Raw genomic sequence first — 12,519 nt, forward strand, 5'->3', positions numbered from 1 at the left:
TGCTGATAAATATGCGAAATTGAGGATAAGAGAATTTATGAAGTCTGTCAGGGCACTTCATTTATCAAGTGCTTTCTTATTTGAAACACTATAATTTTTGTGGGGATCGTACAGACTCTGACCCTATTGATTTTTCAGTCGCCCTGTTGAGCGTAGCGAAACGGGGTCGGCTGCAAGGCCTTGTTAGATTCTGTCTGTTCAATGTCTCTTATATATTCTGACGAAGATAGCTCACCCTTAAACCACAACCCGAGTTGATCCAATCTGTGAATGATTGATTCCTGACCAAAATCATGCTCTCCAGGGCTAGCCGACCTCGGAATCCAATCTTTATCTCCAATATGGCTCTCAAATTTCACTTCAACTGAATCAGTTGACATTAAGTCATTAAAGCCTTTCTGAGCTGTTCTTTTTGAGTAAAAATCACCGTCAAGATAGTCAAATAGAGTGGCAATAAATGCTGCAGTCTGCACATCAAGTCCATTTTCATCAGTTATTGAATATAGGCTGGGCACAATATTTTTGCCTTCCTTTCCTCCATGGTACGCATACTTTGTAAACAAAAAATGTTCATTTAAAGCACACACTGCGGTCACCTCATGATAGAGATACGGCACCTCTCGCGTCATTTTCGATTGGACGGCCTTTTCAAAATATGGCTTTCTGTAAAATCTGTTTATGGATTCCGCTACTTTCTTTGAATTCTCGAAATTCGAATTAAATGCGTACACACCTTTAAATATAGGAAGGCTTGGCTTAAATAACCCCGCTCTAAATATGTCATAGAATAACTGAAGTGAGCCTTTCAGTTTTTCACTATCGAGGGTTGTCTTTACCTCTATTATGCCTCTAACCGCCTCTTTATGAACAACAATCAAATCACCTTCTTTAAAAACGACGGGAAAGTTCACTTTGTCATATATGATGATATCCAATTGTCTAGACACATCCTCAATAAAGCCAGTGCCAACACCAAAACGAGAAGGCAGATATTTTTCGAGCAATGAACGTAGAATGTATTCTCTATAGTTGCCAGCAGTTTGGCCATGAGAAGTTAATAATGATATTTGCTTGCTCTTAACCGCTATTTCTTGGGCTAACGACCCATAATATTGCTTGCTATTTTCTGATTTTGTTTTTAACTCTGTGAACTCGATAAACTCCGACGTTTTTGTAGAGGCGTATCGATAAAGAAGCTTTTCGGAAATAAGAATTTTTAGAATAGCGGATATTCTTTCTGCTTTTTCATTTGTCTCTTCTTGGATCTTGCTTTCTGCTTTTTTTATTTCAATGCGATTAGACTTTGAATCAATAAGCAATTTTTTAAGGCATTCCTCAACAGCAATGTAACTGCTTAACTCATCATTCAGACCAGAAGGTCTTTTCCCCCTTAATAGGAATGAGGAAAAACTAGGAAAAAAAGGCCCATCCAGCTCATCAACAGGTACTTTTATAAAGCGCTCATCCTCTGGATGCTCAGGAGTTTTATAGTAATAAGCTATTAGGACTCCATCCTTCTCATATGTCAGATAGAGCCGTGCGTCAGCGTACGATGTATTTTCACAAATGAAAGCTTCCCCTGCTTCTGGTTTATATCCCATATGCCCTCTAAATTTGATAAAGAATCTAACGCCGCGCTCTGCGGCAATTTTGGAGCGCAGCGGTAAAATTGTCCGACAGCAGCGCTTTGTTATAAGCTCATACCACTATCGACCAGCAGCCTTTGCAGCCTTCTCAATCCAATCACCCATGTTATTGTAACCGTCATCATCAACCCAATCATATGTTGGATAAGTTATTACTTTTCCAGCTTTTTTGAACTCCCAATTATCAAAAGGATTTTTTCCCTTTTTACTAGTATTACCATTGCTATCTTTCTTTTTATGAATATAGATACCCAACATGCCATTTCCCTTTTTATGACTTGCTGTTATTTCGTAGTCAATCCACTTCTTGCCTGCTGTATCAGAACCGATTAAAACTACAGTAACTGAGGTCCCCTTCAGCTGCTCGTCAATCCATTTTTCAATATCAGTGTCTTTCTTCTTCTTTACCTCTTCCCATTTGGCCGTATCAAAAAAGCCTGATGCTTTTCGATCTTGGGTTACCCAGCTATTTCTAATATTTGCTGCTCGCCAATTGTCAGCCTTATATCTAAAACTAAAAAATGATTGTCTAGCCATTGATTACTCCCTATCCATTAAGTTAATAATTTTAATTACTGATTCGATTAATTCTTCAGACTTTGCTTTACTATTACCAATATCTGAAAAGAGTTTTTTCATTTCGTCTGAAGTCTCAGCGCAATTTTGTATTTCAGAGTTTTTCTCGTTCCATAGTTCTTCAGCCATATAACCAGTAGCTCCAACAGGAATCAAAAAAAGTCCCTTGCTCTTAGCAATTTCATACTCTTCACGCATTCCATTTGATAACAAAAGTTTTTTACCATCGGACTTATTACCAAATAAAAATAAAGCGATTCCAGCATGGTTTATCATGTCTTCTCTATACTTTGACCATAATGCAGACAAGGGCAGTCCACCTTCTGTGGACTGAGGAAAAGGGCGCAATACTAGTTGGTCTTCTACTTTAGCTTTAGGGCTGGTGAAAGTTTGCTCTAAGACTCCAGATATTACAGAGCTTCCAACCCCCAACCCAAATCCAGAAACAACACGAATACCTTGTGATACGAGTTTTCGACTTAATTGATATACAAATTTTAAGGCGTTGTGTTCCCCCATTTCACCATATTCATGGGCGGCACCTGATATAAAAATAGTTTTAGATTTATAATTCTGCTCTAATCGCCCCAGCAACTCTGTTATTTCAGAAAAATCGTCAACCAGAATTGTTTTTACGTTGAAGCGTTCCAAATCTTTCACAAAGTAATCTTGTTTTCTCTTTCGATACTCAAAATCAACTACCTCTTCAGAGTCTTTTTTCTCAACACCTCTTATGAAACAATAATGACGTCTTTGGTTTCCTTCATAAGCAACTCGAACCCGGCTGAGAATGTAATCCAAATTTGGATCGGTAAAACTGAATCCTATAAATATAAATGTTTTTGAAATCAGATCGCCTTTAAGATTCGCTAGATATTGATCCATCTTGACGTGATATCGTTCATAATCATCCTTGGTCAAGACAGCTTGGTTGGCGTGGTCGACATCGCCATGCATTTTGTATACGACCGCATCACGCTTTGGCTTTGTTGTAGACAAATGCTCTTTTGTATATTTTACATCTGCTATCTTTCCAGAATTATCAAGAGCATTTTCAATAATCTTGTCATAATTTGTTGTCCAGTAGGTTCTAATTGGTAACCTACAAAGTATTTTATGATTTTCTGTTTCTGAAGCCTCTCTTGAAAACTCTTCTATAAGTCTCTGGTTAAGCTGGCTTCGATTATTCGCATTGTCGTTGCAATGAAACTGCGCTAAAGCTACTAAATCATTTTCTTTATCTACATCCAATCCAAGCTCATCTGCGATTGGTCGTAACAATTCGGCCCAATTTACGAATCCAGCACCCGCTGACATTCCGGCCCCTGCAAAAACAGCCACGTTTTCTTCAAGTAGTTCTTTACCCACATCCCTTAAAAATGCTTGTTTCTTTAAATCCATTACTAATTTCTCAATTTAATTCAATTCTTACAGGGCTTATAACAGTCTGTTTTAAAAGGCCACCGGCCTCATAATAAATATTAAACAGGCCGCCTCATAATTCCTTTAGAAGAACTTTAACATATTGATTATTAATGGAAGTAATTTCTTATCCATGGAATTATGAGGCCAAAGTATTGAACTATTGACGAAAAATAGTGCCAGTCCTTAGGTATCTTCAGATACTGGTATATATACGTAAACTTGTTAGTTTAGGTTTTAATTACACTTCTCGTAATAAATGCATCGGTGGCACGCTGGATACTTTTCTGCTGGCAAATAAACCAATTGCTGAAATAACGATTACACCAATTAGTGGCCCTAAACTCCATAACAGAGGATGCCAGCTTGCTTCTGCTTTAAAGACAAATACCTGTAAACCATACAGGCAGGCTTCGGCTCCAGCGGCGGCAATCAGTCCGGAAAATAATCCCAGTGCACCGAACTCGACAAATAAGGCTTGTTGTACCAAAGATTTTTTAGCACCCAGCACGCGTAATAAAGCCCCCTCTTCCAGGCGCTCTTCTAATGTTGAGCGTACGCTTGCCAGTAATACCAACGCACCAGCACTTAATATGCACAGCAACACCAGCTGAATCGCCTGTGATAACTGCCCGATTACGGTCTGCACTTGTTTTAATAAATCACCGACATTCAACATCGAGACCGTAGGGAATTGAGACATAGCCTTATAAAAAGGTTGTGCATTTTGCTGGCTGATAAAGACACTACTGACAAAGTTAGCAGGGTAATCTGCTAAAGCCTGTTTAGGCAAAATCAGATAGAAATTGGGCTGCATTGAACCCCAGTCAACCTCCCGTACTGAGGTAATAGGTAAGGTAACGTCATTACCACCAATATTAATGGTGAGCATGTCGCCCATTTTCAAATTCGCTTCTTGCATCACCCGTTGCCCGATAGACAGGCCATTCGCATTAAAGTCACCGTCAATCAGCTTGCTACCCTTACCTATTTCCTCAGACCAGGTCAGGTTTAACTCACGTTCAAACAGTTCCGGCTCAGGTTTATCTTCAGGGTAAAGCGTTTGCACCGCAGTATCATTGATAGTGGTAACACGACCGCGAATCATGGGGTACCAGTCTGAACGTTTAATATTCAATGAGTCAGTGACCTTATCTATCTGCTCAATCTGATCGGCCTGAACATTAAACAAATAGTGATTAGGTGCATCTGCCGGCAACTGCTGTTGCCAGTCTGAAATCAAGTTGGATTTCACGCCAACTAATATCAGCCCCAGCATGATTATCAGCGTAAACACCAATAACTGAAATAAGTTAGGAAACAATCGACGATATAAAGCAGCAAAGCCAATCTGCCAACCACTGGTCGCCCCTGAGGTGAGTGAACGACCGAAGCTAAATACGCCATACCCGAGTAAGGCGACTAAGACGCCAATGCCCACAATGGCTAACATCATAATGCTCGGTAGAATTAAGCCGCCTGTATACAGGTACATCAAACCAAACATACCGACAAAACCAATGCCATAAATGATGAGGGTGTTTTGTTCTACTTTAAAACCGGGCTGCAACACGGACATCGGTGATACCTTAATCAGACGCTGCATTAAAGGAAAACAAAATGCCAGCATGGAAACCAGCCCTGTCGCCACACCCAGCCATAAGCGACTTAATGAAGGTTCTGGCAAGGCGGTCGACATTAGCCCCGCCAGCATGGATGAAATAATCAGTTGCCCTGCCCACCCAGCAACCAGACCAATGCCAGCCCCTATTACAAACAGGGCGATAAACTGGATAAGGAATACCTGCACTAGCTTTTTCGGTGTCGCACCTAGTGTTTTTAACACGGCAACCTGCATCAAGTGGCGTTTTACAAATCGAGAGGAAGCTAAGGCCATAGCAATTCCAGACAGGATAACCGCCAGTGTTCCAGCTAATAATAAAAAGGATTGTGCTTTACCAATGGTGTCACCTATACGCTCACCTTTTTGTGTTGGTGTTCGCCAGCGTTGCCCCTCATTCAGTTGTGGCGTCACCCATGTTTCATATTGCTCTAGTAAGTTCTTATCACCGGCCAGTAGCAGGCTATAACGCACCCGACTACCAGGAATAATGACTTGTGTTGCTGTCAGATCGGCCATATTAATCACCGCACGAGGTGATATAGCAAACGCTGAACTACTAGCATTGGGATCTCTGACCAGAAAGTGACTAACGGTTAAGCTTGTCTCGCCCACCTCAACCTGGTCACCAATCTTGACGCCTAATAAACTAGCAAGGCGTGAGGACAACCATATTTTCCCCGGCTGTGGTGGCTGAGTATATTCATGCCCAGTACCGAACAAGGTATCGTCAACCAGATAAACACCTTTGAGAGGATAAAGTGCTGTTACCGCACTAACCTGACTGAGTTGTAAATTATCACCGGCAAATATCATGGTTCGGAATGAGGTGCGTTGCGCCTGTTTAAGCCCCAGCTCATCGGCTTTTGTTTGCCAGTTGTTTGGTATCGCATCATCAGAGCTAATCAAGCGATCAGCCGCCATTAAATTGGCTGACTCGCTTTCAAATGACAATTGTAAACGGTCGATAAATAAACTAATCGCAGTGACGGTGCTGACAGAAATAATCAACGCAAAAATCAGCGTTAAAATGTCGCCACTACGGATATCACGCAGCAGTAATCGTAAGGCAAATTGCATTAGTTTTTTTCCACCAGCTGACCAGCAGACATCACGAGTTGACGATCACATTTTTCTGCCAGATGGTTGTCATGTGTCACCATCACCAGTGTCGTGCCCTGCTCTTTATTCATCTCAAAAAGCTGTTCAATAATGATGCGACCGTTACCTTCATCCAGATTGCCGGTAGGTTCATCAGCAAACAGAATTTTCGGACTGGAGGCAAACGCTCTGGCAATGGCAACACGTTGCTGCTCACCACCGGATAACTGGTTTGGATAATGCGTTAAACGATGTGAGAGCCCGACTTTTTCCAATAAAGCTTCTGCTTTTTGACGAGCGTCTTTATCGCCTTTTAACTCCGCTGGTAACATCACATTTTCAACCGCCTGCAAACTCGGTAACAAGTGAAACGACTGAAAGATAAAGCCAACATATTGCCCGCGAAGTAAGGCACGTTGCTCTTCATCCATGGCTGAGAAAGCATGGTCATAAAGATAAATCTCGCCCGATGTATTCACATCTAAGCCTGCCAGTAAGCCCAGTAAGGTCGACTTACCTGAACCAGATGCTCCCACAATGGCGACCGACTCACCTTCCTGAATATCTAAACTAATTCCTTTTAATATGGTCAAATCGCCTGTATTTGCCGATACCGTATGGGTTAAATTGCTTACTTTGATTGCAGTTGTAACTGCCATGTTTTCCACTCTTGAAGGTTTGTATGTTTCTAAAAAGACAATATTGGTTTGTGTTACTCATCAGTTTATTGATGAGCAACGCAGTATCAGCATCGACATTGCTTGTTATGGGAGACAGCCTGAGTGCTGCCCATAATCTACGACCAGAATTAGGTTGGGTTAGTTTACTGGAAAATCAACTATCTGAGTCTCATCCTGAAATCAGCGTTGTGAATGCCAGCGTCAGTGGAGAAACAACGCAAGGCGGTTTAGCCCGCTTTAAACAACTGTTGTCAGAACATAAACCCAGCTGGGTCATTCTGGAACTGGGCGCCAATGATGCCTTACGTGGCTATCCACTGACACAAACCAAACAGAATCTTGAATCCATGATTGAACAGGCACATAAAGCTGACGCCAAGGTGCTGTTAGTAGGCAACCAGATTCCACAGAATTACGGTAAACGCTATACAGAGATGTTTTTTAATTTATACAAAGAGTTGGCAGAGCAATATCAATTGGCTTATGTGCCTTTTATGCTGAAAGGCGTCGCTCTTGATAAAACCTTGATGCAGGCTGATGGCTTGCACCCAAATAAAGAAGGCCAACCTGTTGTATTACAGAATATTAAGCCGGCATTGCTGCCACTACTGGATGAGGCTAAATAAGAATAGTTTTACCACACACTGTTATAAGTGATGACAGAAAAAAGGCTACTCAAATGTTTATGAGTAGCCTTTTTTATTAATGGCCGAAAACGATCTTATCTTCTTGTTTGGCCTTTTTTGCTGCTTTCTTTTCTTTCGCCGTTAATAGCGGTGCTTTTTTCTGATTCTTTTTACTATCTTGACCTTTACTCATGATATTCACCTGTTAATTGAATGCATTAACCTCAACTGCTTATTAGCAAATTTGAGGACATGTTCTAGGTAGAAACATCAACGCCAATCAATGTCGGTACATAGATAGTCAGTATGGGCGCAATCACTAAGAAGTGATAGTTTATTTATTCGCTCAACCTCTTTATGTGAGCCCTAAAACATCACAATGACTAAATCATGTGATTAGATTTATGAATAAAGGCTAATCGCCATATCGATGCCAGGATTCAAAAGGGATATTGTGCTCTTCCAGAAACGACAACACATCGGCTGATTTTTCATCACTGAAACGCGTTTCAAGCAAGTTGATGATATCTCCCCCCTTACCCAGTGATTTTTGTAAGATCGTCGTATGCTCAGCTTTTATCGTCCACCGCCATTCATACTCTGAGGAGCCAAAAAACTCTTCAACAACAGGCCCTAGATCTTGTCCTTCAAAAACCAGATCGCCATTATGCTGAAGTTCAGCACTCAGAAACCGAAGTCCTCGCCTGTCGCGCTCATCTCGAAGAACGGTTTTCTTTTTATTCCTTGCTCCACACATTGATTTCTCTTGAACTTCCTCTTTAATTAACTAGCATACTTAATCACTTATACTCTGGTACGCCGCACAAAAAGACGCAGTTGCTTTTCCATTTCAATCGTAATAAATAACATCACACCAATAGCTATCACCAGAACACCATCCCAAAAAGAAATACTTTCAGTACCAAAAATAGTCTGAAGCCACGGATGATAGGTAATGACAAACTGGGCACAACTAATCACAAAAACCACCCGCCAAATGACTTTTGTGCCACAGATAGCTTTCCAGGTGATCGATGTACCGTGAATATTCCGAATAAAAAATAAGTGGAAAATTTCCATTACAACCAGCGTATTGACGGCTAGTGTTCGGGCAAGTTCAAGCGAATATCCCTGACTGATAGCATAGTCGTAAATACCGTAGACACCACCCAAGAAAAGCAAAGACACCAAAACAATATGCCACAACAACTCAGCACTTAATAACGATTCATTTCGCGATCGTGGAGGCCGGCGCATGGTATTTTCTTCTGTCGGTTCAAAAGCCAGAGCAATACCTAAAGTCACTGCTGTTATCAGATTCACCCAGAGAATCTGAACCGGTGTAATAGGCAAAGTCATACCAAACAGCAAAGCGACAATGATCGTCATGGCTTCACCAGCATTAGTGGGTAAAGTCCAGCTGATGATCTTTTTCAAGTTGTCATAGACCGTTCGCCCTTCGCGGACAGCTGACACAATCGTGGCAAAGTTATCATCGGCCAGTACCAGTTCAGCCGCTTCTTTTGCTGCTTCAGAACCTTTAAGTCCCATGGCAATACCGGCATCAGCACGTTTAAGTGCAGGGGCATCATTCACACCGTCACCGGTCATGGCAACAGTCAGATCATGTGCCTGTATCGCTGTAACAAGCCTTAATTTATGTTCAGGACTGGTACGGGCAAAAATATCGCAATCAATAACATTGGCTTTTAACTGCAAATCATCCATGCCATCAATATCTAATCCTGTCAGCACTTTATTCGGATTTTTCAGGCCAATTTGTTTACCTATTGCAGCAGCAGTTTCGGCATGATCGCCCGTAATCATTTTCACACGGATACCCGCCTGGTGACATTCAGCCACAGCACTTATGGCTTCCGATCGGGGAGGATCAATCATGCCGACCAGTCCTAACATTATCAGAGACTCGTTGAGATCATCCTGCTCCAAAACAGTGTAGTCAGTGTTAACGGGTTTAACGGCAAACGCCAACAAACGTTGGCCTTTTGCTGCAATAGTCAGCATTTGTTGCTGCCAATATGCCATATCTAATGGCTCAACTTTGCCATCAGTGCTGCGCTGACTGCCACACATTTCTAATAGGCGCTCCGGCGCACCTTTAACAAAAATACAGGCATGATGTTGATGATCATGACTTAGTGTTGCCATAAACCGGTGACGGGCATCAAACGGGATCGCATCACTCCTTTTCCATACGGATTGTTCCTGCCTGACATCGAGATTCATTTTGCCAGCAAAGGACAGTAAGGCGCCTTCCATAGGATCACCTTCGCTATGCCAGACACCCGACTTTTCTACCAACGAAGCATCATTACAAAGCGCGGCTGCACGAGCCATTTCTTCTAATGCACTATGCTCTGTTGGTGAAATACAGCGATCATTTAACTTCAAATCGCCTTCAGGATTATAGCCCTCGCCCTCTAAGGTAAACGCGTGCTGATAAGTGACAACCGAGGCCACCATCATTTCATTGCGAGTCAATGTGCCGGTTTTATCAGAACAAATCACAGACACCGAACCTAATGTTTCAATCGCGGGCAAGCGACGAACTATGGCCTGGCGTTTGGCCATAGCTTGAACGCCAATTGCCAGAGTAATTGTCAGTACCGCAGGGAGACCTTCCGGGATAGCTGCTACAGACAACCCCACCACGGACATAAACATCACAGCAAGATCATGCTGAGTAAAGAGATAACCAAAAACCAGCAGTAGTGAGGCGAGTACCAGAATAATCAGCGTTAACCATTTAGCAAACACATTCATCTGCCTGATGAGTGGCGTCGTTAACGTTTCCACCTCTGAAAGCAAACTACTGATACGACCAATCTCAGTATTTCCACCAGTAGCAACAACAATGCCTTTCCCCTGTCCAGACGCCACCAATGTTCCAGAAAAAGCCATACAGCTTCGGTCACCGAGCGCTGCTTGCTCATCAACTGAACGGGTCAGTTTTTCTACCGCTACAGATTCCCCCGTCAGAATTGACTCTTGTATAGATAAGCCATGGGCATCAAATAAGCGTAAGTCCGCAGGGACTTTATCGCCTGCTTCAATCAAGACAATATCACCCGGAACCAGCTCTTCACCCTCAATACTGACTCGTTCAGCACCACGAATAACATGGGCAACCGGTGCCAGCATTTGTTGGATCGCCCCCATAGCTGATTCTGCTTTACCCTCCTGAATAAAGCCAATAATGGCATTAGCCATAACAACGGCCAGGATGACACCTGTATCAATCCAATGGGCAAGAGCGGCAGTAACAACAGCAGATCCCAGCAACACATAAATAAGAATATTATGAAAATGACTGAGAAACCGGATAACAGCACTGCGTTTTTTTGCTGTTGGCAGACTGTTTTTTCCGTACTGACGAAGTCTCTCACTGGCTTCCTGCGAATCCAGTCCTGCTGCTGAAGTCGTTAATGCTTCAAATGAAGAGTCGACACTCAAGGTATGCCATGCTGTAACGCTACTTTTTGATGAACTCATCTTCACAGTGCCTCACATCATTAACTGTCTATCCGTGAATCTCAGTAAGTGCCGTCTGAATTCACTCTATTTAACTACTTTAATTCAAATGTCATTCAAAGAGAAAGTTGTCGAACTTAATTTAAGGACAAAAAAATGGGCCCCAAAGGACCCATTTTTCAGATGAACATTGTGTTGGTACTACCAACGCATCATTCTTCGCACAATGCCATCATTACGGAAGGCATGATAAATCGCGCCACTGACATGCACGGCAATAATGCCCAGCAGTGCCCATGCCGTCCACATATGCAGCTCACCCCAGAACTCGTTCATTTCCTCATCAGGTGCAGCAATGCGAGGGAACTCAATCGACCACCAGAACACGGTGTCCCAACGGGTATGAGCGGATGACAGATAGCCGGTCAAACAGACCGCAAGCACTAAACCATATATTGCCACATGTGCAGCAATGGCAGACCAGTGCATCCAGGGTGCCATATCCGTTGAGTCTGGTGGTGTAGGTCGGTGCCTGAGACGGACATACAGCAACATCAGAATAATGATCACTAATGTGATACCAATGTTTTTATGTAACTGAAATGGAAATGCCCGGAATTGTAATTCCGGTGATGGCAAAGGTAAGCCCATCATCCACCAGCTTGAGATAAATAAAAAGAAAATTGAAACAGCCAGCAACCAATGCAGGATTACCGCCGTTCTACTAAAACCTTGTCTTTGCATAACAGCTTCCGTTTATATTTCGTTGCAAATGTGGGAGATTAAGCATTGGCTTCACTGTGTCTGCCAGCTAATGTACCCACGACTAACATTAAATGCAGAATGAACCAGAGCAAAATACCGCCCAGATACACTTCACGTAGCGTTGGTCCTGTATTGACTACAGCAGCAAACTGCAATAAATCAATGGCTGCGAGACCACTAAAGACGACAATCGCCGCTTTCGATGCCCATGGCGTGTAATTCACTAAGGCGCCACCGATGATGACAGAAATAAATGCCAACACAGCCCCAATACCAGCCAGTGTCATTTGCACATTCGGGAACCAGTCTGGCGCTGCTAAAGCCACGCCTTTGACATGCTCAATGAGGTATTCACATTCAGCGATGGTAATCCCCTCCTCTTCCAGCTCTTCCTCTGGACAGTCAGCTGCCGGCATCACACCATCTGCTGGCATATTGCTGGTCACCACGGCCTGTTTCATCGCCTCATTACCATGCACAGCCGTCAGAAAGACACCGAGCATAATCGCGACAACACCGAGGATACTTGCCCAGTGTGGCAGTGAAGTCTTGTTGTTTTCATTAGACATGCAACACTTTTCCTCTTGTTA

General features: G+C 42.8%; 10 protein-coding genes. 1 reads left to right on the forward strand and 9 read right to left on the reverse strand.

Translation table 11 applies throughout. From position 1 onward, the window contains the following. Positions 1–134: 134 nt before the first annotated feature. The 5 genes from B3V56_RS07840 to B3V56_RS07860 all read right to left on the reverse strand — a co-directional run bounded on the left by B3V56_RS07840 (position 135) and on the right by B3V56_RS07860 (position 7,025). Entirely contained in the window at positions 135–1,601 is a 1,467-nt protein-coding gene (locus B3V56_RS07840) for a DUF6602 domain-containing protein (protein WP_289283723.1), read from the reverse strand. A 105-nt stretch (positions 1,602–1,706) separates the two neighbouring features. Beyond that, complete coding sequence (locus B3V56_RS07845; protein WP_289283722.1) at positions 1,707–2,183, reverse strand: TIR domain-containing protein; 477 nt, start codon at positions 2,181–2,183, stop codon at positions 1,707–1,709. Positions 2,184–2,186: 3 nt separating this feature from the next. Beyond that, positions 2,187–3,623, reverse strand: coding sequence for an SIR2 family protein (locus B3V56_RS07850; protein ID WP_289284141.1), 1,437 nt, complete (start codon positions 3,621–3,623; stop codon positions 2,187–2,189). Between the two features lie 262 nt (positions 3,624–3,885). Further along, the gene (locus tag B3V56_RS07855) at positions 3,886–6,345 is read right to left on the reverse strand and encodes an ABC transporter permease (RefSeq protein ID WP_289283720.1); all 2,460 of its coding nucleotides are present in this window, start codon (positions 6,343–6,345) and stop codon (positions 3,886–3,888) included. Beyond that, on the reverse strand, positions 6,345–7,025 hold the full coding sequence (locus tag B3V56_RS07860; RefSeq protein ID WP_289284142.1) for an ABC transporter ATP-binding protein: 681 nt from the start codon (positions 7,023–7,025) through the stop codon (positions 6,345–6,347). Before B3V56_RS07860 ends, B3V56_RS07855 begins: the two co-directional genes overlap by 1 nt. A 23-nt stretch (positions 7,026–7,048) precedes the next feature. Here B3V56_RS07860 and B3V56_RS07865 point away from each other — a divergent pair, with 23 nt between their 5' ends. Next, positions 7,049–7,672: an arylesterase gene (locus tag B3V56_RS07865; RefSeq protein WP_289284143.1), complete on the forward strand. Its 624-nt coding sequence runs from the start codon at positions 7,049–7,051 to the stop codon at positions 7,670–7,672. A gap of 415 nt (positions 7,673–8,087) precedes the next feature. Here B3V56_RS07865 and B3V56_RS07870 read toward each other — a convergent pair whose 3' ends face one another. The 4 genes from B3V56_RS07870 to B3V56_RS07885 form a co-directional block, all read right to left on the reverse strand. After that, on the reverse strand, positions 8,088–8,429 hold the full coding sequence (locus B3V56_RS07870; protein WP_289284144.1) for a hypothetical protein: 342 nt from the start codon (positions 8,427–8,429) through the stop codon (positions 8,088–8,090). A gap of 47 nt (positions 8,430–8,476) precedes the next feature. After that, on the reverse strand, positions 8,477–11,185 hold the full coding sequence (locus B3V56_RS07875) for a cation-transporting P-type ATPase (RefSeq protein WP_289283717.1): 2,709 nt from the start codon (positions 11,183–11,185) through the stop codon (positions 8,477–8,479). 180 nt (positions 11,186–11,365) lie between these two features. Beyond that, positions 11,366–11,908 (reverse strand): cytochrome b, encoded by a 543-nt coding sequence (locus B3V56_RS07880; RefSeq protein ID WP_286304119.1) that lies wholly within the window; start codon positions 11,906–11,908, stop codon positions 11,366–11,368. Between the two features lie 38 nt (positions 11,909–11,946). Further along, a complete protein-coding gene (locus B3V56_RS07885) occupies positions 11,947–12,498 on the reverse strand; it encodes a hypothetical protein (RefSeq protein ID WP_289284145.1) in 552 nt (183 codons plus the stop codon). Between the last annotated feature and the right edge of the window lie 21 nt (positions 12,499–12,519).

The organism is Methylophaga sp. UBA2513 (assembly GCF_002341285.1).
Classification (GTDB): domain Bacteria; phylum Pseudomonadota; class Gammaproteobacteria; order Nitrosococcales; family Methylophagaceae; genus Methylophaga; species Methylophaga marina.